19 protein-coding genes and 1 pseudogene are annotated in these 22054 nt (G+C 42.7%); 11 read left to right on the forward strand and 9 right to left on the reverse strand.

Features of this window, described 5'->3' with window-relative positions:
• Window positions 1–126 precede the first annotated feature (126 nt).
• Window positions 127–1083 carry a bile acid:sodium symporter family protein gene (locus ACSAZL_RS11080; protein WP_440948720.1) on the reverse strand — a complete coding sequence of 319 codons (957 nt, stop codon included), beginning with the start codon at window positions 1081–1083 and terminating at the stop codon, window positions 127–129.
• Between the two features lie 390 nt (window positions 1084–1473).
• On the opposite strand from ACSAZL_RS11080, the gene ACSAZL_RS11085 reads away from it, so the two are divergent.
• Window positions 1474–2151 (forward strand): S4 domain-containing protein, encoded by a 678-nt coding sequence (locus tag ACSAZL_RS11085; protein WP_440948721.1) that lies wholly within the window; start codon window positions 1474–1476, stop codon window positions 2149–2151.
• A 17-nt stretch (window positions 2152–2168) separates the two neighbouring features.
• On the forward strand, window positions 2169–2906 hold the full coding sequence (locus tag ACSAZL_RS11090) for a DUF2119 domain-containing protein (RefSeq protein ID WP_440948722.1): 738 nt from the start codon (window positions 2169–2171) through the stop codon (window positions 2904–2906).
• A 126-nt stretch (window positions 2907–3032) separates the two neighbouring features.
• Here ACSAZL_RS11090 and ACSAZL_RS11095 read toward each other — a convergent pair whose 3' ends face one another.
• The gene (locus ACSAZL_RS11095; RefSeq protein ID WP_440948723.1) at window positions 3033–3716 is read right to left on the reverse strand and encodes a hypothetical protein; all 684 of its coding nucleotides are present in this window, start codon (window positions 3714–3716) and stop codon (window positions 3033–3035) included.
• 1018 nt (window positions 3717–4734) lie between these two features.
• On the opposite strand from ACSAZL_RS11095, the gene ACSAZL_RS11100 reads away from it, so the two are divergent.
• A complete protein-coding gene (locus ACSAZL_RS11100; protein ID WP_440948724.1) occupies window positions 4735–4908 on the forward strand; it encodes a hypothetical protein in 174 nt (57 codons plus the stop codon).
• Here the strand turns inward: ACSAZL_RS11100 and thsA are convergent.
• The 4 genes from thsA to ACSAZL_RS11120 all read right to left on the reverse strand — a co-directional run bounded on the left by thsA (window position 4879) and on the right by ACSAZL_RS11120 (window position 10613).
• Window positions 4879–6522 (reverse strand): thermosome subunit alpha, encoded by a 1644-nt coding sequence (gene thsA / locus ACSAZL_RS11105; RefSeq protein WP_440948725.1) that lies wholly within the window; start codon window positions 6520–6522, stop codon window positions 4879–4881. The genes ACSAZL_RS11100 and thsA overlap by 30 nt on opposite strands.
• A gap of 439 nt (window positions 6523–6961) precedes the next feature.
• Window positions 6962–7666 (reverse strand): ribose 5-phosphate isomerase A, encoded by a 705-nt coding sequence (gene rpiA / locus ACSAZL_RS11110; protein WP_440948726.1) that lies wholly within the window; start codon window positions 7664–7666, stop codon window positions 6962–6964.
• 92 nt (window positions 7667–7758) lie between these two features.
• Complete coding sequence (gene aspS / locus ACSAZL_RS11115; protein ID WP_440948727.1) at window positions 7759–9093, reverse strand: aspartate--tRNA(Asn) ligase; 1335 nt, start codon at window positions 9091–9093, stop codon at window positions 7759–7761.
• Window positions 9094–9461: 368 nt separating this feature from the next.
• Entirely contained in the window at window positions 9462–10613 is a 1152-nt protein-coding gene (locus ACSAZL_RS11120) for an ISH3 family transposase (protein ID WP_440948836.1), read from the reverse strand.
• Between the two features lie 258 nt (window positions 10614–10871).
• Between ACSAZL_RS11120 and ACSAZL_RS11125 the strand changes: the two genes are divergently transcribed.
• From ACSAZL_RS11125 to ACSAZL_RS11135, 3 genes are all read left to right on the forward strand, one after another.
• Window positions 10872–11321: a cupredoxin domain-containing protein gene (locus ACSAZL_RS11125; protein ID WP_440948728.1), complete on the forward strand. Its 450-nt coding sequence runs from the start codon at window positions 10872–10874 to the stop codon at window positions 11319–11321.
• A 228-nt stretch (window positions 11322–11549) separates the two neighbouring features.
• Complete coding sequence (locus ACSAZL_RS11130) at window positions 11550–11810, forward strand: hypothetical protein (protein ID WP_440948729.1); 261 nt, start codon at window positions 11550–11552, stop codon at window positions 11808–11810.
• A gap of 787 nt (window positions 11811–12597) precedes the next feature.
• Entirely contained in the window at window positions 12598–13275 is a 678-nt protein-coding gene (locus ACSAZL_RS11135) for a metallophosphoesterase family protein (RefSeq protein WP_440948837.1), read from the forward strand.
• Between the two features lie 185 nt (window positions 13276–13460).
• On the opposite strand, the gene ACSAZL_RS11140 is transcribed toward ACSAZL_RS11135, so the two are convergent.
• Both ACSAZL_RS11140 and ACSAZL_RS11145 read right to left on the reverse strand, forming a co-directional pair.
• Window positions 13461–14105: a phosphoribosyltransferase gene (locus tag ACSAZL_RS11140; protein WP_440948730.1), complete on the reverse strand. Its 645-nt coding sequence runs from the start codon at window positions 14103–14105 to the stop codon at window positions 13461–13463.
• An 880-nt stretch (window positions 14106–14985) separates the two neighbouring features.
• A pseudogene (locus ACSAZL_RS11145) lies at window positions 14986–15240 on the reverse strand (transposase); the annotation flags it as partial.
• 641 nt (window positions 15241–15881) lie between these two features.
• On the opposite strand from ACSAZL_RS11145, the gene ACSAZL_RS11150 reads away from it, so the two are divergent.
• The 3 genes from ACSAZL_RS11150 to ACSAZL_RS11160 all read left to right on the forward strand — a co-directional run bounded on the left by ACSAZL_RS11150 (window position 15882) and on the right by ACSAZL_RS11160 (window position 19207).
• On the forward strand, window positions 15882–16727 hold the full coding sequence (locus tag ACSAZL_RS11150) for a hypothetical protein (protein WP_440948731.1): 846 nt from the start codon (window positions 15882–15884) through the stop codon (window positions 16725–16727).
• 153 nt (window positions 16728–16880) lie between these two features.
• Window positions 16881–17717 (forward strand): hypothetical protein, encoded by an 837-nt coding sequence (locus tag ACSAZL_RS11155; protein WP_440948732.1) that lies wholly within the window; start codon window positions 16881–16883, stop codon window positions 17715–17717.
• Between the two features lie 602 nt (window positions 17718–18319).
• Window positions 18320–19207, forward strand: coding sequence for a hypothetical protein (locus ACSAZL_RS11160; protein WP_440948733.1), 888 nt, complete (start codon window positions 18320–18322; stop codon window positions 19205–19207).
• Window positions 19208–19385: 178 nt separating this feature from the next.
• Here ACSAZL_RS11160 and ACSAZL_RS11165 read toward each other — a convergent pair whose 3' ends face one another.
• A complete protein-coding gene (locus tag ACSAZL_RS11165) occupies window positions 19386–19568 on the reverse strand; it encodes a hypothetical protein (protein WP_440948734.1) in 183 nt (60 codons plus the stop codon).
• 36 nt (window positions 19569–19604) lie between these two features.
• Between ACSAZL_RS11165 and ACSAZL_RS11170 the strand changes: the two genes are divergently transcribed.
• Both ACSAZL_RS11170 and ACSAZL_RS11175 read left to right on the forward strand, forming a co-directional pair.
• On the forward strand, window positions 19605–20204 hold the full coding sequence (locus ACSAZL_RS11170) for a hypothetical protein (RefSeq protein ID WP_440948735.1): 600 nt from the start codon (window positions 19605–19607) through the stop codon (window positions 20202–20204).
• A 1068-nt stretch (window positions 20205–21272) separates the two neighbouring features.
• On the forward strand, window positions 21273–22007 hold the full coding sequence (locus ACSAZL_RS11175) for a hypothetical protein (protein ID WP_440948736.1): 735 nt from the start codon (window positions 21273–21275) through the stop codon (window positions 22005–22007).
• Window positions 22008–22054 lie beyond the last annotated feature (47 nt).

Below are 22054 nucleotides of genomic sequence, written 5' to 3' on the forward strand. Positions count from 1 at the left end.
GATAGAGAAATAGATGAATACAGGAAAAACCGGGAAATCTGTTGTTGTATTCCCGGATTTTTCCTGCTTCCCAACCTCTGTTTTATTCTTGCTTCCTGTAAAACCCTTCAGGTCTTACCCAACCTCTTAGTTTATATGCCCAATTGTTTTGGGTCTCTCACTTTTATCGGGATCGGGCACTGTTTCTTTTGACCAGTGCCCTGCAAGGAAAGCTCCGGACAGGTTATGCCAGATGCTGAAGATGGCACCCGGAAGCGCTGCCCCAGCAGTGAAATGTTTTATCGCAAGAGCAACACTGAGGCCCGAGTTCTGCATCCCTACCTCGATTGCCAGAGTTCTTGCTTCTTTTTCGCTAAGTTTCAAAGCTTTTGCAACCCCGTAGCCGCCTGCAAGCCCTAGCCCGTTGTGAAGAACAACTGCAAGCAGGACAAGGAACCCGCTTTGTTCGAGGTTTTCACTGTTCGTCCCTATAATTATGGCAATTATGACGACTATGGCCGCGGCTGAAATTGCCGGAAAGACGTCCCTGACCGCCCTTATCCGTGCTTCAAAGAAATAATTGATCGCAAGCCCGAGCACTACAGGCACGATCACTATCCTTACAACACTTACAAGCATGCCTGTAACGTCAACGTTCACAGTCTGCCCTATAAAGAGCCAGGTAAGGAACGGGGTGGCAAGAAAGGCAAGCATGGTGGAGACAGAGGTTAGCACTATCGAGAGGGCAACGTCTCCTTTTGCAAGGTAACAGATCACGTTTGAAGCCGTACCTCCGGGACAACAGCCAAGCAGGATCATCCCCGCCATAAGGTCGGCAGGAAGCTTTAAAGCCAGGCTTACCGCCCATGCTGCCAGGGGCATAAGGGTGTACTGCATCAGAGTGCCCAGGAGAACCACATGGGGCCGTTTCAGGACAGTAAGGAAACTGCTCACTGAGAGTGTAACGCCCATCCCGAGCATAATCAGGCTTAAAAAGGGTACGATAAGCCCCTGATGAGGAGCAAAATACTCGGGACGCAGATATGCTACCACAGATAAGAGTATTGCCCAGAGGGGAAATAATGAAGTGAACTTTTTAAGCATTTTTAGTACACCATCACATCAAATTGACAACTGAGTCAGTAAATAAACTGAGATTGTCATTTAAATATATATCTATTTATTTCCGATAAATAATAAAGCTGTAATTAATTTAGAAATCGTAACAACGAAAAAGAAGGTCTATTATTTGGCAGAACTGGAGAATAAAATTGTTATTGATTTCAACTTCAAATTTAATTGCCATCCTGTTAAATGCTACCGATTAACTCTACATGTTAAGCGCGGTCAATTAACTGTAATCCTGTTAAATGATACCGATTGATTTTAATCCCGTTAACAGCTCAGGATACTCGAAATATCTCAAACATCCTATTGCTATCTCTAACGTCCAGTTGCTACCTATATATACAGGCTCTGCCGATACAATGCCCCATGAGACTGGATGCATACCTTGTAGAGATGGGACATTTCAAGTCCAGGGGACGAGCAAAAACTGCCATCCTTGACGGAAACGTAAAAGTCAACGGCATTACAGTAACAAAAGTCTCCAGGGACGTCTCGATTGATGATATAATAGAAGTTGCCGAAGGCCTGGACCAGCCGCAGGGCTACTTTAAACTCAGGTTTATTCAGGAAGAGAGCGGGGTCCTTAAACCCGGGGATAGAGTGCTTGACCTGGGATCAAGTGCAGGCGGTTTTCTCCTTTTTGCGTCAGAAATTGCAGCTCACGTAAAAGGCATAGAGTTCAGCCGGGATTTCAGGAGTGAGCTTGGAAAAATTGCATTTGAGCGGGAAAATGTAGAAGTAATATTCGGGGATGTATTTACCATACCTCTTAAAGAGCTTTCTGAAGAACCCGTGGACGTAATTCTCTCGGACATGACTCTTGAGCCTGAAGACTCAATCAAAGCCCTCGCCAGAGTGCTTCCTCTCCTGAAGGAAGGGGGAAAGCTGCTTCAGGTAATAAAAATCCCAAAGAAGAAAAACCCGAAGCCTATCCTGAGCAGGATCGAGAATCTGGGGCTTGAAATCCAGCAGGTCGTCAGTTCCGAAAAACAGGAAATTTACGTGGTTGCAAAAAAACCGCTACCTGAAGAAGGATCTGCCTGAAAAAAAACAGAAGCAGCTTGAAAAAAACGAAGCGAAATCCGAAAACGAAGCAATCTGAAGAAAAAGAACCTGAGGAACTCAAACGGATGAAAGTTGATGAAAAAGCTGGCTCCTTTCCAAACGACCCCGGTTGTACGGACACTTACACCACGCATAAGCACGCTAAAGAGATCGGGCTGAAGGTCCATGGGCAGGGAAAACCGGTCCGCCTCTTTGTTGCAGGGCTACATGGGGATGAGTGGAAGGACACAACGGAAATCCTGCAAAAAATAGAGCCACCTGAAAAAGGTACACTTGCAGTAATCCCTCTTGTCAGCAGGGGAGAATATATTTCAACTCTGGACCCGGCTTACTATCCGGTAATGGGGGCAGATATACTCAAAGCCGTTGAAACCCTGAACCCCGAAGTTTACATCGAACTCCATTCCTATTCCGGAGAAAACCTCGAAAAACTCGCAGGAAGGGACAGGCTGGAAAGGATCGGAGTGCCGGCCTACAGCGTCCTGAAAGCAGGGGTATTGCTGGGTTCGGTTTCTCCCTGGATTCGAAGGGGGTATTTTCCAAAAGAAGCCCTTTGCCTCTCTTTTGAGATCCAGAAAGGAAATCCCCTGTCAAGGGAATTTGTTGCCGGCATGCTTGAAGTCCTCAAGAAAACAGGATCAAGGGATGAGTTCATAGAATACCTGAGAAAAGAATTTCCCGAACAGGCAAAAAAAGCTATCGAGGATTACCGCCGCTTTTACGGGGAAATCTGAGAGCTTGCCTTCTACTTCTCAATAAATACAATATTGAAAAAGTACAATATCGAAATTATCAATATTGAAAAAGTACGATATCGAAATAGTCAATATCGAAATCGTAATTTCTTAAAAAATTAATATTTATCCGTACTTAAGTAAAGCGTTCAGTTCAGAGTCTGTTTTAAGGAATGCTTTCTCTTTTTCGTAAAGGATACGCTGGGCGATTTCAATCCCGCTCCTCATAGCGACCTGTTCGGAGTAACTTGCATTATTGTACGGTTTTACGAGTTCATCATAATACGACTTCTCAGTCTCATAGTCAAGAGCCTTTATTTTCCAGTCCCGGTACAGGGAAAGGAAACTTCTATAGTTTTTAGGGTTGCTGAAGGTCAGTCCCTGGTAGTACTTCTCATTTTCATCACTATAAACAACATACCCACCGGTGCATTCTATGGCTAACCAGGAACCCGGAGAAACTTCGGCAAGGACCCAGGCATGATTGAAACTGTCAATGGCTTTCGAATTTGACACATTCATACTTTTGTAAGTGCGGCTGGGAACTTCAATTTCACCAAGATGCCCGGCATCAGAGCTTTTCTGGGCACCGGTCCCGTTTGCAATTCTCCCACCTTCTGCGGATTCAAAATTTCCCACTGCAATTCTTGAGTTAATACCTTTTGCCTTTAACATGTTCCAGACATCCTGGGCCATGTTATCACAGTCGTAAACATCGTCTTTTGCGTAGGTATGCTCACTGGTGTACTCGGTTGCTATTTGCTCGCATAGCCGGATATTCTTATCGGTCTGAACCCGTTCCTGCGACATCGACTGTAATATGGGACTTCTTGTATCAGGATATTCGCTGGAGCCAAGGGCAAAAGTTGAGTATGCGGTGAATAGGGTTCCTAAAAAACAAATTAAAGCCAAAATCCAGATACCCTTAAGAATAATTCTGCTAATAGAGGTTTTCCGATTATAAAATGAGAATAGTTTGGAGGAGGATAATTCCTTCGTATTACCTGGTCTCCGGGTAACAGAAGTTTCAAGCGCGAAAGCCTTCATCTCAAGCTCGGAGCTCGTGATATCGGATTTTTTTTTGATTCGATTCCCACAACCAGAACAAAAGGAGTCTCCTGAATCTGCTTTCAATCCGCAGTTATTGCAGTACACCTTCATATACCTCTTCAAGGGGGGTTCTTTTATACTCTTCGGGGTAATTCATGCTTTAAAATGAATTTAAAGTCTCTGAACCTGTCAAGTGAAAAGCAAAGCTCAACCCAGTCCAAAATCCTTTTCCCCGGAATCCTTTCGATGTAATTTATTCGGACTCAGGAGGCTGAGGTTCAGAGAACTAAAGTTCAGATGAAAAGCTTCAATTGACCGGTTCCGGTTCACTGGAGTTCAGATATAAGGTTCAATTGATCAGGATTCAGTTCACTGAGGCTCAGCTTGAGAATCAAATTTATGCGCCTATTATTTTCCGAGCCGGATACCTGCAGTTTGAAAAGTATCCTGTGAATCGAGTTTCGGATCAAACATAAGCCGGACTTTGAATTATTTCAAGTATTTAGATTTTAATATAATAATTACACACATATATTATTGAGCCAGTTTAACGTTAATTTGATGATAAAATAATAAAGTAATCATAAAATAGAAGACAAAAAGAATGGAAAAAAGAGGGTAAAAGAGAATGTGAAAAAAATCTAAATGTCTGATAACACCTTTAATAAACGAATGGACTGCCAGTAAAGCAGGAAAGAAAGCAACAAAAACCGGAAGTGATATTCGGTTATGAAAAAAGTCTTTGATGTCGATAACACTGGAGGGCAGGAATCCTGAAATGGAAAAAATAAACCAGAAGAGAGGACACTTCTTCCAAAAAAAGAAGCTGCAGAAAAGAATCTGCAACTCTTCCGGGAATGAACCAGGCTACTTTATTTTAATTGTTATCCTTTTCAATTTTCAGACTGAAAAGGTTCCGGTTTTATCTGCGCATGTTAAGGGCAGGGGCTGACATGCCGTCATAGGTGCTTGCCATATGTTCGGGTTTGACTTCCTGCATATCGGCACGCTGGGCGCGGAGCATACTGTCCACACGGAGCACCATTGCTGCGGCTTCGGACCCTGCTTTGATAGTGTTAACCTTTACCCTGAGAGGGTCAACAACACCTTTTTCAAGCATATCCTCAGCAGTACCGGTCTGTATGTTCAAACCGGCGTTTTTATTTTCTGCATGCTTTGCGCGGAGGTTCAGGATGGAGTCAATAGCATCCAGGCCTGCGTTTCTTGCAATTGTCCTTGGGATTTCTTCAAGAGCTTCGGCAAAAGCTGTGATTGCCATCTGTTCACGCCCACCTATGCTGGAAGCATAGGAACGGATGGAGAGGGCAACTTCCGTTTCCGAAGCCCCGCCTCCGGCAACGACCTTGCCGTCTTCGACCACACATTTCGCAACCCTGAGGGCATCATCAATTGCACGCTCCAGGTTGTCCACCACATGCTCGGTCCCGCCGCGAAGAACGATTGATACGGATTTTGCACCCTTGCAGTCCCTGAGATAGGTCTTACCCTGATCGTCGTCCCTGTCCTGCTCAAGGAGCCCTGCATGCCCGAGTTCTTTTTCCGTAAGTTCCTTGATGTTCCGGACAGGTCTGCCTCCCGTAGCATCTGCAAGATGTTGCATATCGTCGTTTTTAACCCTGCGGGTTGCGTAGATTCCCCTGCTCTGGAGATAGGCTGCGATCTTGTCGTCCATGCCTTTTGAGCAGAAGACAGCATTTGCACCTGCCCTGATAATATAATCCGCCATTTCAAAGAGAGCTGCATCTTCCTGTTTTACAAAGTTTTCGATCTCACTTACGGTACTGATCTGCAGCTTTGCCTTGTTTGCGGTCTTTGCGGTTTCCATAGGAGTATCGATAAGTGCGATATTGGGATTTACAATTTTGAGAGGGAAATTTTTATCGAGTGCAACCTTGTCGATTACAACTCCTTCTACGAATTCCGTATCCTCAACACGCCTGCCTACATCTTTTGTGAGGATGATGTGTTTAAGGTCGGCTTTTCCTTTCTCGTGAATCGCGAGCACTGCACTAACGCAGAGGTCTGCAATCAGGTGGTTGTATTTTTCGGAAGCTTTGCCGGTGATAGAGGTTCTTGCAGTTTTTACAAGCAGATCTCTGTCTTCCTCACCTGCGGAAACTGCCAGGTTCTCAAACAGCTCAACAGCTTTCTCGGCCGCAAGCCTGTACCCTCTGACAACAACTGCAGGGTGGACTCCCTTTTCAATAAGGGCCTCAGCTTTTTCCAGCAGGGCACCCGTAAACACAACAGCGCTTGTAGTTCCATCGCCTGCAGAACTCTCAAGGGACTGAGCAACCTCCACAATCATCTTGGCTGTCGGATGCTCAATGGACATATCGTGTAAAATAGTAGCACCGTCATTTGTGATGGTGATGTCCCCTATAGGGTTCACAAGCATCTTGTCCATGCCCCGGGGTCCAAGCGTACTCTTAACTATGTTTGCAACTGCTTTTGCAGCTGCAATATTCATGCTGAGCGCGTCTCTTCCCTTTGTTTGTTCTTTTCTCGGATCTATTATGAAGACTGGCTGGCCACCTTTATCCATCTGAACAAAACCTCCTGAAAATACATAGTACGAATTAAAGGATAAACGATCGATAATTTGAAGTTATTTTCCGGCTTGCGGTTGCTTGATCCCGGGTATCGAACCCGAGAACCCTGTTTTGCGCAATTTGTTAATCTTGCAGATTGTAATTGATCAGGAAATTACTGATAATACTTCTATAAAAATATGCCGGTAAGACATATGATTTTACAAAAAGAGCACTGTTTCCGCTTCCTGTTATGCAATAAGATGAAAAAGGCAGAATCAGATCCTGCTTACCACAGAGACCTGAAGGGAAGTGTTTATGGAAAACAAGTGTTTATGGAAAACAAGTGTTTATGGAAAACAAGTGTTTATGGAAAACAAGTGTTTATGAAAAACACTTCTATGAAACACTTCTGCCTTTAATTTGTTTGGAATAATATGCTTGGAGTCCGGTTTATTTCTGCCTGGTTATAATTCTCACAGACCCGTCTTTATTTCCTATGTAAAGCTCATCCACATTGCAAAAAATCCCGTGCTCAACCACACCTGGAATTGCAGACAGTTGAAGGGCAAGCGCTCCCGGGTCTTTTATAACACCAAATTCTACATCAAGGACAAAGTTCCCGTTATCCGTTATTACGGGCCCGTCTTTTTTTACGGCAGACCTGATCGTTGGTTTTCCGCCCATTTCCCGGATCTTTTTTGTCACAAGCTCTTTTGCAAAAGGCAGTACTTCCACAGGCACGAGTTTATCAAGCTGCATGCTCGTTTTCGACTCGTCGGCTACGACCACAAACCGCCTTGCAGAAACAGAAACGATCTTTTCCCTTGTATGAGCCGCCCCTCCTCCTTTAATAGCACGGAGCTCGGAATCGATCTGGTCAGCCCCGTCAATGGCAAGATCCAGTTCGGGGTACTGGGCAAGAGTGATCAGCCTGATTCCGGCATCTATTGCAAGCATCTCGGACTGGTAAGAGGTAACAACCCCAAGGATATCGAGCCCTTCCTCCCGTACCCTGCGTCCGAGTTCCTTTATTGTGTAAGCAACGGTTGAACCTGTCCCGAGTCCTACAACCATCCCTGAGCCGACAAGCCCTGCTGCAGCAATTCCTGCTGCCCGTTTTTCTGGAGAGTCAGTAGAAATATTTCTTTCTGTCATGTTATGTTCCGCCTTTCAGCTTTAAAAAAGATAGCAAACGTTTTTCAAAAGCAGGAAGTCCTTTCAAGCTTAAAAGAAAAAATTGGAGGGGATCAGGGAGAAAGTCTTCTCCTGTCCCTCGGGAATAGTACCGTATCTCTTATGTTTTCAGTCCCGAGCATGGTCATGACAAAACGCTCACAGCCCATTCCCCAGCCTGCATGCGGGGGCATCCCGTATTCGAAGGCTTTCAGGTAAAACTCAAAACCGTCAGGGTTCAAGCCCTGGGATTCGATCCGGCTCTTGAGAAGGTCAGGAATATGAATCCGCTGGGCTCCTGAGGAAAGTTCCATTGTGCGGTGCATCATGTCAAAGGACTTGCTGAACTCAGGCCTGTCCTCATAAGGCATGGCATAGAACGGTTTGATCTCCGTGGGCCAGTCGATGATGAAATAGTGGGATTCACCTGTCGTTTCGTAGACATAGTTTCCGACCGTGTGCTCGCCGAGGGTGCCAAGGTCATCTCCCCAGTGCATTTTCTCTTCAGAGCGACTGTTTATGATCTCGATTACCTCGTCATAGGTAAGTTTCAGGAAAGGAGTCTTCGGAACCTTTAACTCAACCCCAAGTACTTCAAGGGAAGCTTTGCAGTTCTCAATTACCCGGCTATAGATGTAAGCAACCAGATTTTCCAGAATTTCCATTACATCAAAATGGTCGGCAAAACTGACTTCCACATCGATGGAAGTGGCTTCGTTTAAGTGCCTGCGGGTGTCGTGTTCCTCTGCCCTGAAGATTGGCCCGATTTCAAAGACCCTGTCAAACCCGCCGCTCATGAGGATTTGCTTGAAGAGCTGTGGGCTCTGGTTGAGGAAGGCTTCCCTGTCAAAATAGGTGATAGGGAAAAGGGCAGTTCCTCCTTCCGTTGCAGTCGCAACGACCTTGGGGGTTGCTGTTTCAATAAAGTTATTCTTTACGAAATATTCCCTGATAGCCCGGAGGGACTCATGCCTTATCTTAAAAACCGCAGTTGTCTCTGCTCTTCTCAGGTCAATGAAGCGGGAATCAAGCCTGGTGTCCAGTTCGGCTTCAACCTTTCCGGTAGTGTCCATGGGAAGAGGGGAGCCTGCAACGTTCAGGACATTGATCTCATCAGGGAGCAGTTCATAACCGTTCGGAGCTTTTTCTTCGAACTTGACAGAGCCGGTTACGGAAATTACGGACTCGCGGACCAGCCTTCTTGCTGCATCGAAAAGTTCTTTGTCAATTTTTTTCTTTACAAGTGTGACCTGAGCCTTTCCTTCCCTGTCCCTGAGAACAACGAAACAGATCCCTCCGAGGTCTCTGACCTCATGGACCCAGCCTGCTAGAGTAATTTTCTGACCGTTATCAACTTTTTCAGGTTTGACGTCAGCCGTATAATGTGTTCTGAGATTTGCTAAAGACATAAATTCACCTTAATTCGGGGGTAAATTAAACGTAAATATAAGAATGAAGCTGAAACGTAGGTGAATAGTCATAACTCATTATTAATGTATTTGTTGCACCGCCCGAATTTCGCTTCGGCACCCGAGTTTCGCTTCGGCACCCGAGTTTCGCTTCGGGAGCACGAAGTCCTTTTCGCTCGCTTCGCTCGCTCAAGAGGACTAATTTTTAGATTAGAATCGTAAGCCTCACTCGGAAGGACTAATTTTTAGGACAGGGTTATAAGCTTCGCTCAAGAGGACTGATAATGGATTTTAGCTGTAACTTTGCTCAGAAAGCCAATTTCAGTACTTCGCTAAACATCTCTCCTCCATGTCTCCTGTCCATTCATTTACCTCAAACACTCCACCATTAACCTGACCCTTAACTTTCTTCTCAGCCATTCTTCAATGAGAAGTATAAACATACTAAATCTGAACTTATCCTCATCTATTACTTTAGGGCCTCTTTTGACGATCGTAAAATGTTTTTTCTGAAGGTATAGCCATATGTTTTTTAACAGGAAAGATATCAGTGCATAAAAGTACCTTATAGTTGCGTTTTTCGATGATGTCTTTGGTTTAACCACATTCCTCATCCTGTATGACGATTCAATAGCAAATCTTCTTCTGTAAACCGTACTGATCTTTCTTGGAGACCATTTGACTCCAAAAACAACAAAACCGAGGTTTTCACATCCCTTTTTATCTCTTTTTCCTTTCAGATATTTGACACCAATGATAATGTCCAGAAGAATCTTTTTCGTAGAATTCTTCATGACATATTGTGCACTCCGAGCCTTATTTCCCCTAATAATCTGCTTCATCTTCTCTCCCTTCTTAACAACGGGAACTATGTGAGGAATACCATTATTTTGCAGGAACTCAAACACGTCTATGGAATAAAACTCTCTATCAAGGCAGAGAACCTTGATTTTAAAATTCAGTCTCTTGATGAGATCAACAAAATAGGAGAGGTATTCAACCATTGTTTTGTCTTTTTCTACAGGAAGAACAGACATAGTAAACCGTTCATTCTTGCCAGTGATGTAAAGGGAAATGTATGAGTAAAAAGAGTTTGTTGATTTTTTTGCCTGGCTACGGATTACATATTTCTCGTTAGACATATCTGTTTTTCCATAATAAGGATCATTGGTAAGATCAACAGCGAATTCGTAGTACTTACCGGCTTTTAGCGTTTTTAGAGGATTTTGAAGGAGAATTTTTTCATTGGATAAGATCAATTCATCCATGTTTAGTTTTTTAAGATGGTGGCGGAGAGATGTTTCACAGGCAACAGCAGAATACTGTTTTGTGACAGAATGGACGGAATTCTTATCGACTGCCAAACTCACAACAGTACGAATTATGTCTGCACTTGTAAGTGAACCATTGATCTTGATAGTTACATGAGATGTGAGAGGTTCTAACACAGCATCAATACAGTGTTTTGACTTCAATTCAATTTTAGAGCTAAATACACATTTATGGGACAAAAGAGATATAGGGAGGCATTTTTATCACAGATAAAGGTGTCGAAAATCCTCCTTAATGAAGAAATGAAAATTAGCTAAGTACTGAATTTGTGAATTATAGTAGTGACTCTATGAACGGATAAAGGAAGAAGAAATATGGTAAAAACTTATTTACTGAACTGGGATTCTAAATAGTTTCTACGAGGAAAGTAAAGCCTTGATAAAGAAGTTAAAGGATAGAAGCGGAATATAAATTATGGAAAACTGAGGTTTAAAGGAGAAAATAGAGTGAGAAAGGAAATAATAATTTTTACGGTAATGCTTGGTGTGCTTTTTGTTGCGGGTTGTGCTGAAAATGGGGGTTCGGAAGAACCTGTCCCTCCCACGCCTGTTGAAGTACCTGTCGAAGAAGTGGATAACGGGGAAGTTGCAGGGGAAGAAGAAAATGTAACTGTACCTGAGGCTGAGCAGAATGAGACCGGCGCGGAAGCTGAGATTGTTGATGTAGAAATTAGGGACTTTAAGTACATACCCGAGAGTCTTACGGTTAATGTCGGGCAGACTGTCAGGTGGACAAACTACGATACCGCGCTCCACGATGTTGTAGGGTCGGGTATCGAATCCGAATACCTTAAGCAGGGAGAGACTTTTACTTACACCTTCGAGCAGGAAGGGACGTATGATTATATCTGCACACTACACCCCTGGATGGAAGGAAAAGTAATTGTTGGAGCCTGAATAGCGAAGGAGCTACTCAAATAGGCCCGGTAAAATCAAAATTAGGGAACTTTTATTCCCATTCATCTTCTTTTGTTTATCCTTTCTGCAGCCGCGAAAATATCCTCTGGACCTGGCAGTGGATTACGCTCTAAACTTGTTTGGCGGCTCTCAGAAGCTTATATATGGATGGGTGTAGAGTTTTTATAGGGTCATAAATAACCCTACGATAAAGGAGTGTGACTGACAATGGGCGAAATAGATATTAGTGAGATCGATCCAGCGTGTAGAAGTGCACCGACTAAGACGATGAAAGAGGATGGAGTAACAAAAATACTCCATAGTATTGATTCCTTTGTAGCAACCGGGATAGTGCCAAAGGAATGGAAGCCAAATCTCACTTTTGAAGATGAAATAGTCTGGAAAGGGTGGCTCTATACCCTCCAGTACGAGGAAAACAAAAATGGTAAGACAACTAAACACTATGTTTGTCTGTATCCTAATGACTGAGGCTCTTTAGAGCCTCTAAAAAATCCGGTGTAAAGGAAATGAACATGCCAAAAGTACAGTCAAATCCAGAAACATTCCGGGTTGAGTTCCATTTTGGTTGAGTTCCATTTTATTACTTTTCGGAAAACAGTTTGATATTTCTCCGTTTATCCAATCCATACTCTTGCTATCGAATCATGCATTATGAGAATCCTCTCTATGGGAGGACAACGTTCCCCTTTAAGGCGAATTTGATGAATAAATCCTCAATCTTCGGCATTCTGGAAACAGGGTTTTGATATGTCGGAAAGGGTGAGCTGAAAGGTCAGGTGAATGCAAGCTTTTTATAGACATTTTACTTACGGACTCTTTTTTATAAACTCCAGAGCCTGAAAAAAGGAATTAAATTTGACTTTATTCGAAGTCCAGAAATATCTTTTTTGAAAAAATCTCTTTCTCAAGCCTTTATACGCGCGCGCCAGGGAACTACACAAAAAGCAGGACTGAATATGCACGGAAATCTGATTCTCTGTATTTTTGGAAGAATATTCTACACGAATTAAAATTAAGTAAATACTTATAGAGCTAGAAAAATGATCAAGATTAAACTCCAGCTTTCTTAATGATTTATAATTAGATTCTTAAAAGTATGTATTTTTCACAGATAACTATATATAATGGAACGAAAGTCCATTGGTTTGAACACAAATAAAATTATAAAAATTTCAGAGAAAAGAGGGAGTAAAAAATTATACAGATTGTACACCTTTCAGATATTCATTTTTCAGAGGCATACTTTGTCCCGGAAATTGCAGAATCCATGCTGCAGAACATAAACCAGCTGGACCCTGACATAGTGGTAATTACCGGCGACCTGACAGAAAACGGGTTTTCAGCCGAATATGACGGGGTAAAGAAGTTTATCGACAAGATCGAATGTAAAGACAAGGTCCTTGTTCCCGGAAACCACGACTCCAAAAACGCAGGCTACCTGCACTTTGAGGATCTTTTCGAAAACAGGTTCCCCACCCGGAACCTGGGGGACGTAACTATTGTAGGGGCCGATTCCTCACAGCCTGACCTTGATGAAGGACACCTGGGAAGGGAAAACTACGGCTGGATCAAAGAAGCCTTTTCCGGGGAGAATTTCAAGATCTTTGCCCTGCACCACCACCTTGTCCCGATCCCACTTGCGGGGAGAGAAAACACCGTCCTTGTCGATGCCGGGGATGTCCTTGACCTCCTGAACCGCTGCAAGGTAAACCTTGTACTTTGCGGGCACTGCCACATTCCCCATGTCTGGAACCTGAACAACATGCTTGTGGTAAACGCAGGCACCTTTTGTTCTTCCAAGACCAGAGGCAAAACCACGCAGTGCTTTAACCTGATTCAGGCTGAAAATGGAGAGAATAACAACTGGAATGTCCGGGTTTCCAGAGTTTTCCCGCAGGGGAACCTGGAACTTGTCACGGAAACCGTAATGTGAGGGTGCATCAGAAATTTTGCATTTCCTTTTCGTCTTTTTCCTTCCTTTTTTATTTCTTCTTACCCTTGTCAGGCTGCAAAAACGCCACTGAAAATCCGGGAATGGAGGAGAAAGGGAGGAGAAAATTACTGAGATACTTACAAAAAGCCACATTCCATAAAAATAGAGTTTAATTATTTTCCCACTTACTTCTCCTTAACTCTCCATCCGACCACATTGTCCGTTTCAACCCTCTCGATCTCGTTTCTCTCAGCAAGATCGTACAGGATTTCAAGAAGCTCTTTCTCCCCTACCTCAAGCTCGTACCTATCTTTAAACTCGGCGATGATCCGGGAGATATCGAGGGTTCTATCCCCGAGAGTCTTTTCCGCAAAGCCCGCCAGATCTTCATAGCGAGCCCAGGGGTAAATGATCCAGCGCCACTTGACAACCTTTTGACCATAAAAATTCGGAACGAAAGAAGAAGAGGTCTTGTGCTGGAGGACTGCAGTCCTGACCTCAACAGGTCCAAGGCTCTGCATGTATTCAACCGAAAGCTGCAGGGTCTCTCCCGTATCGGTGATGTCGTCTACAATAAGTACTTTCTTCCCGCTAATGTCGACAGAAAGCGGGAATCTTATTCTGGCTTCTGCTTTCATTTCCGCTCCCCGCATATAGTGTTCGATTTTTATTGAGGTAAGATCATTGAAAAGCAAAAAGTCCGAAACCAGCCTTCCGGGAACATAGCCTCCTCTTCCTATAGCGATGATCAGGTCGGGATGGTAACCCGAAGCTTTGATTTTCCAGGCAAGAAGCCTGGAGAGGCGAGCAACCTCTCCAAAGCTTATCAACTCACACTTGAAAGCTTCTTTTTCCGTCGGATAGTCCCCGGACTGCAGAGCCGCTTTTACTTCGCCTGTGTTCAGATATATCGCCTTCCGCCTGTATTATCTCCACCAATGAAGCTGTAAATTAGATGAGAGCCTTATCCTTCCCGCAGTTGACATCAGTCCGGATAAAAAAAATGAATACTTTTTCCGGGCTCCGGCAGAAAAAAGAAATAGAAAGCATATTCGAAAAACATCTCCCGATTTTGATCCCAAAGTATAATTTTACTGGAAAATATATAAGATTACTTTTGCAAAAGAAGAAAGGATTTTCTCCTGATTATTAATTCGAATCAACCTCTGGATTGGCTATTTCAAGGTTCTGAAAACCTTAAAAATCAGAATAGACAGCCGGATAAAAAATAAAAACATAAATAGACTGAAAAAAACAGGAATGGAACCCAAAAACGATACAAAACGGCATTTTTATATACCTGCGCCTCACTACTAATTTTACGCACAAAACGGATTTTTCCTGATAGTTTTAAAAGGAGGATAGCAATTATGGACTTCAAAGCAATTCTTGCAATACTTGTATTCTGTACTCTTTACTTTATCTACCACTTTTCAGCCGGCGCCATAGCCTGAGAAAAATAGCTACAAATAAGGAGTCGAACCATGGATTTCAAAGCAATTCTTGCAATACTGGTATTCTGTACTCTTTACTATATCTATCACTTTTCCGGTGGAGCTATAGCCTGAGAAGACCAAAGAAAAGCAACCGCGAGAAAAAAACATTTGCTTTGTCTATTCAAATCGGGGTTTCCATAAAATCAAATTACGTGCGGTACCCCGCCCAGCGGACGGGATATGCTTCAGGCTGTCTGCCCGGTCATTCCGGTACTTAGAACTCGTTAATTTCCCGTTGCTTGGACTTCAACACTACGTGATTTAAAACCTGTTTTCGTTTTTCTCTGCGACTCCTTAACGCAGTGCTTGATTTGTCAGCAGTTACATTCCCAACGGATCGATAGAATTTTCCACCCGACCACAGACTTCCACCCTAAAATCGTTTTCTCAGTTAAGGATGAAACTTGAACAGTCTGCAAGAACTGCTTCCTTTCTTGTAGAATAGAACTTGCCAGTACGATGTAGCAGGTGATTTGACCATAGCCATGGCCAAAAATGTGCAATTCCAAAGCGTATCACATCCAGGCTATGGGTAGCTGGAACCACCTGTGGCTATGCTGTCAAAAAAACTCCTTTTACAAAGAAACGATGATTAATACGGATAAGCGAATACAAAACAGCCAGCGAGTGTTCACTTCATCCCCGATCCGAAGGTCAGGGTATTCATGACCCTCTGCGCTTCCGCAGTATAATCTCAATTAAATCTCAGGGTTTGAGAGAAAAGATAAGAGAGTAGTTGCTCACGAGCCAACGTTAGGAACGGACAGGAAGAAGGGATGAAACCTATCCTTCTAGAGTAATCGTTTCGATTCTCGTGTGTGTGTGAAATGAGGCTTTGATGATCTCGCAAGCAACCGGTATCTTACTACCGTACAATTCTATTTATAGTTTTTGGTATTGCTGCAAGCCTTTTCACTTCGAAGGCATCCGAAACCTATCCGGTATTTGTTTAAAAATTTTCTAATCTCTAAAGAAACAGGGAGAATTCTTCGGATCACTTTTCTTATCTTTTTCATAACAAAGCTAATATCCTCACATATCCATACTTAATCAAGAGAGAATCTGGAGGCGTGAAGGATTCTACCTCTTGATGAAGACGAGGCGTTAGAGATGGGGCTGGCTTCAGTAGAGGAGAAAGACGAAGCCAGTATATTGGAGGTACTTTACTACCTTTCTGAGCTTGCGGTAAAATACGCAAAGGAAGGACTGGAAAGTGATGCTAAAAGACTAATCGAACGTATAAAGGAGATAGGAATAGCTTCAGCACTTGCTGGATTGGAATTGGTTGTTACAAATGCTCTTCTTCTTTACTCCCCTGTTGCAAAAGAGGCTTGCAAGCGGGGGTTAGAAAATGCCGTTGTCAGTATCGCCCTTGCTATTGGAGAAATTGGAAAGGCGGCAGGAGGGCAGAAAATGGAAGTTCCCGCAAAGATTGCAGCTTCCTGTCTTGGTGAAATGAGCAATACTGCAGCCTTTACAAGAACCAGAAAAGAAACAATAGCAGTCATTTTTGCTCTTGGGGAGATTGGAAAAAGCGTAACGAATCAAAGTTTGGGGGATGCCGCAAACCGCACGGTGACTTTACTCGGGGAAACGGGGAAAATTGCGGCAAACCAGAACTTCGAAGACGCAGCTTTAAACGTTGAACTTCTGTTGCAGGAAATAGGAACAGAGGCCATTGAAAAGAACCTGAAAGAAACTGCTGACTCCAGCGTGCGTTTACTTGGGGATATAGGGAGGACTGCCGATATGCAGGGGCTTGAAAGGGTACTGCTCCAGGCAGCTTATTCTCTTGAAACCATCAAGTTTGATGCTCAGGACCGATATCTTGTGAGTGCATCGCTCATAGCTGAGGTGGCTCTCATGGATTTTGAGGATTCAGGTCTAGAAAAACTGGAAGAAAAACTGAACAAAAATTTGAGGGGAAAGAGAAAGTTTCCTGACATTGATTTATAAGTTTTTCGAGCCTTATAAAGGAACATTCTAGGCAAAAACTCATGCGAATGCCTGAACTGTGCAGTACCTGCTTCTAATATGGAAGAGGCCTGAATGCCGGTGAGACTGATATACAGATGTTTTTTCCGGGGATAAGAAAATTGGGGTGTTTAAATGTCTATTTTGAACGAAAATGGGGCAATAGACCTTGGATTGAGCTCGGTTAAGGAAAATGATGAACTTGGTGTACTGAGGTCCATAGATTTTTTAACAGAGCAGGGGACGAAGTATATAAATAAAGGGCTTGAGCTCGATGCAAAAAGAGCTATAATCAGCATAAGAGATATTGGAAATGCAGCTGCCCTTCAAAAAATGGAGATCGGGGTTTTAATTTCCCTCATTTCGCTTGGGAGGATGGCTGAAGCTGCAAGAGAACAGAAAATGTCCGATACAGGGTTAAGTATCATCTACTCTCTCTATGCAGTCGGAAAGTCCGCTGTTGGACAGGAAATGGAAGCAGCAGTCAGGATCGCAGTTGCTTACCTCGGGGAGATTGCAAGTTCTGCGTCCCTTCACAGGATGAAAAGGGAATCTCTCGTATCTTCTCTTGCGATAGGAGCAATAGGAAAAGAGACATCAAGGCAAAAGAACGCAAAGGTTCCGGAAAATGGCGGTCTTCTTTCTCCTGCATCAGGCACGCTTCCGCCTCTCCCCCAGGGAAATGATGAGCAATTAATATCTGATGAGCTTCAGGGTACTCTGGGTTTCCTTATGGAACACAGGGGAGAAATCCATCCTCTCCAGTATATGCCTTTTTATATTGAAAACCAGTTTACAAACGCTGATTTCAGAAATTTCGAAAATGTCATTATAAAGGCTGCTGATGCTCTTGGGACAATAATGCTTGAGCCAAAAGAAAAGTTCCTGGTAAGTTATATGCTTGTATCAAAACTTTCCATTGAGACCTTTAATGGTTCCGAGTACATACATGAAGCCGAATCTTTTGAATGAATTATTTTGACTGGATAGATCCGGTTCTTACTTTAATTTTTTTTTCATTTTTTACTCGAAAGATCTGTTTTTCCGAAAGGATTTGTTTTTCTGAAAGGATCTGTTTTTCCAAAAGGATCTGTTTTTCCGAAAGGATTTGTTTTTCCGAAAGGATTTGTTTTTCCGAAAGGATTTGTTTTTCCGAAAGGATTTGTTTTTCTGAAAAGTTCTGTTTTTCCGAAAAGTTCTGTTTTCCTAAAAAGCTCTGTTTTCCTGAAAAGTTCGTTCTCTTGGAGTTTTGAAGAAAGCTTTTTATTCTCCATAAAAAGACGCTTTCCAGGTTCGTTGCTCTTCAGGTTCACCGACAGCTTCAAACCTCAGGCTTCTCATAGAAGCATCTCCATTACAAAATAGCAACACTAATAATCTCCTAATTTCATAGAGTAAGCCAGGTAATATTATCCCGTATATCAATCGTATCAGCGGAATTATTTTATGCTGTGCAACATTCTTAAATGGCATATAAAGGATAACAATTATTGTACGAATATGCAGAAAAACGGGCTTGAAGCTTGATTACTATAGAAGCTTTTACTATAGACTGATAAAGAGGGGCAAAAAGAATGATCACATTAAACGAGGCAGAGGCAGTCGACACAGGTTTATCTTCAGTTGCGGAAAATAATGAGAGCAAAGTTTTCCAGGCCCTGGATTCCCTTACAGGAATTGCAGAAGATTTTCTCTCTGAAAATGAAGAGGCAGATGTCTGGAGGGTAATTCTCTCAATCTCGGATATCGCACAGGCAGCTGCAAAGGAAGGAATGGAACTGGTTGCTATCAACTCGGTTCTTGCCCTCGGAAAACTGGCAAAAATTGCCGGGAAAAAAGGATATGGGTACATTCTGAAAAGGACTATGATAGAGGCAGGGAAGCTCGGGAGAACGTCCGCTTCAGGTTCGCAGGAAGCAGGCTCAAAGGTAGCCGCTACTACCATGATGGAAATCTGGAATCTCTCCCCTCCTGAGAAGAAAGATCAGGAAGAAATTGTTGCTTTTTCCATGCTCCTAAGAGATATAGGAGTTGCTGCTGCATTACAGGGTATGGAAGAAGCTTTGCTTAATGCAATAACCTGCCTTGGAGAGGTGGGAAAAAAAGTAGCTGCACAGAGCCTTGAGGCCGAAACTATCAGCACCCTTCTGCTGCTTGAGGAAATAGGTGCGCTTGCTGCAGAAAAATACTATGATGAGGCCCTGAGTTCAGTAGCTCTCTCAATTGAGGATGCAGGCAAACTTTCATTGAAGAACAAGCTTCGTGAGGCTGTACTCCAGAGCCAGTGGGCACTTGAAACCCTGAAAGTACAGGCTGAAGAAAAAGACCTGACCAATTCTCCTATTGTTGCGGAAATGGCTCTCGACAGCTTTAAATTCCCTGGAGTCACGGAAACAGTTGAAAAAACTGAAAAACTTCAGGAGATAAAGGAGCTACAGGAAAAGGTTTATTCAAACCTCTAATTCGAGAAGAGCCCCTTAAATGCTGCTTTTTTCTTCCTTTTTCACTTATTTTTTCCTTTGTTGAGTTCTATTTTTTAACCAGCTTTCTTTTTAACTATCTTTCTTTTTAACCAGCTTTCTTTTTAACCAACTTTCTTTTTAACCAACTTTCTTTTTAACCAGCTTTCTTTTTAATCAATTATCTTCTCAAGCCAATTTTTATGCCCATTTTTAAGCCAAGTTTTGAATCAATTTTTAAGCCAATTTTTGAATCAATTTCTAAACCGGATTTTTCTCCCGACTCCTGTTTTTTTAGTCCGGCTTTTGAAATTGACAAAGACATATCGGTAAAATACGAAAAAGTAATAACCTGCGGGTTCATAAATTGTAATAACGGCTGTGGAACTGGAGGCTAAATGTGCTTTTAACAGAAGAAATCCTCCTGCGTGAGCCCGGACTTGAAGCTGTCAGGGTTCGAGAAGAGGCTCGGCTTCTCCGGATAATAGATGAGCTGGGTGAGCTTGGCATAAGATTTTTTTCCGATAGCCCCCCGCAGGAGGTAACAGGCGGGACAATCGAGTGTATTAAATCCCTGGGGCTGGCGGCAGCTGAGGAAAATATGACAGCTTGTGTTCTTAACTCTGCAGCTTCCCTCGGGCTGGTTGGACAGGAAGCTGCAAGAAATGGCGTTAGTGAAGCGGTGCTTGAGACTGTTCTTGCTCTTAAAGCTCTGGGGAAAAAAACAGCTGACATGGAAACTCTTTTTTCTCTCAGACTGATCGCCATCTCCCTTAAAGAAGTAGGAAAAGAAGCTGTCAGACAGGGAATGGAAAAGGAAGCTATTGCAAGCCAGTTTTGTTTAAAAGAACTCCATGATTTTTGTATAGATTCGGAAAATGAATTTAAAACCTTCAATGAAGATTTTTTTTCTTTAATCAGGGACATCGGAAGGTGCGCTGCAGATGCAGGGCTTGAAAAAGCTGCAATAAATGCCGCAGCCCTGATGGAAGATTTCTGATTTTTCGAATTTACTCCGAGGAGCCCTGTAGGGATGCCGTAAAACAATTCTTTAAAACAGCTCTTTATCTTTTTAAGTCAAGAATGAATTCGGAGGGTACTCCTTCGTTTTTTATGGTTGTCCCGTTCCTTCTTCTTTATACTTAAGTCTTAAGAATAGTTTATTCTGGAAGGGGAAAGGTAAGGAGTGGAACCCTTTCCCCTGCCCTGGAGGTTGTGTTGTTGGTACTCACACGGGTAAATATGCCAGAACCCCGGTTGAGTTTTTTACTCATATAATATATATTATGTAGGAAATGCATTTAACTCTTTTCCTTTTATGTGAATGTTTGGCGGATTTGATCAATTAGTCCGGTACCTTTTCAGGTGACCGAATAAGTAACCAATATATAAAAACCCATGACTCTATAAAATCATTTATATAAAAAATAAAGTTGTCGTTTTACTTTTTAAATTAATTTTTAGTTATTACTAAATCGGCAAATATTATTAGGGATCTCTGGAAATCGCCCCATATTATTTCTCTGCCTCTTGTAGGGCTGAAGCCAGCCTTTTGTTCGGATAATACCTCTCGTGAACCCCGGAAATCAGATTTTTATTTCTGATTTTAGGATGTAGCCGCCAGCTTGCCCGGCTGCCCGTCAAATGAAAAGAGATAAAATAGGTGAAAAAAACTGGAAAAAGAACTCTTCTCCGGCCATTTCTATTCGATAGTTTCTTATAGGTGCCTTCAGTCGTTTTTTGCTGTTGTTTTTTCTCTTCATGTTTCTTTTTGGGAAAATCGCTCTCCTGTATCGAAAAAATTATAATTGCCAAATTAGTCCTCTTATTCGGCTATCAACCATCTCACAATAAGCAACCCGAACATGGTTTATGTTCTATTGAGGTTCCAAAATGTTTTTTATTTGATTTTCGGAGTTGTGTACGTCTCTTTTTAACATAAAAACCTGAAAACTCTCTAAAAATTCCCAAAAATATAGGAAGACTAATATCAGAGTATTCCTATATAAATAATTTAATTCTCAAAACCAGAATTTTTTACAGTATTTGACTGCAAAGGGGTTTAAACATGTTCTCATTAAACGAACAGAAAGCTATTGAACTCGGAGAATCTGGAGAAAAGGCAGTAAGGGAACAAAACGAATATGATGCACTTCAATATATCGGATATCTCCGAGAACTCGGGGAAGAATTGCTCAACACAAATCTTGAGAACGATTTAAAAAGGGTTGCGATTTCACTCCGGAATATCGGCAACAAAGCTGTTCAGAAAAGGATTGAAAATGTTGCATCCAATGCAATAGAGGCTATTGGTACTCTTGCAGACTCTTCCGTAGAAAAAGACTTCTCCAACGCTCTCTGGTCTTTCTCAAAGGCCGCACAGGAAATCGGAAAAGGAGCCTCACAGGCGGATATGCTGGAGCCTGCAGGGAGTGCTGTTAAGGTTCTTGAAATGATCGGAAGAGGGGCCGTTGAAAAAAGAATGGAAGTTGTAACCCTCTGGACAACCATGGCACTGGAAGAAATTGCTTACCTCGCGAGCAAAAAACAACTTGAAGACCTGAGCAACGCAGCAAAAACTGCAAGGGAAGGAATTATAGAAGCTTCCGAAGAGACAGGGTTCGTTACCAGGGAACAGATTGTAAAATACCCTCAACTCATTTCCCAGACGGTAAGTGAATTCTCAGATATGCAGAATCTTCAGCCTGCAGGATATGGAGGTAGCAGACCCAATGAGGAATTCACGGAAGAGGAATTCTTCGAAGAAGAGGCTGAGGAAGAAGGTGAAGGTAAGGAAGAATAATCTGAAACCTGAACTACTGGAAAGGAAAAATTAAAGGTCAGGCAGAA

This window comes from Methanosarcina mangrovi, assembly GCF_052057765.1.
Classification (GTDB): Archaea; Halobacteriota; Methanosarcinia; order Methanosarcinales; family Methanosarcinaceae; genus Methanosarcina.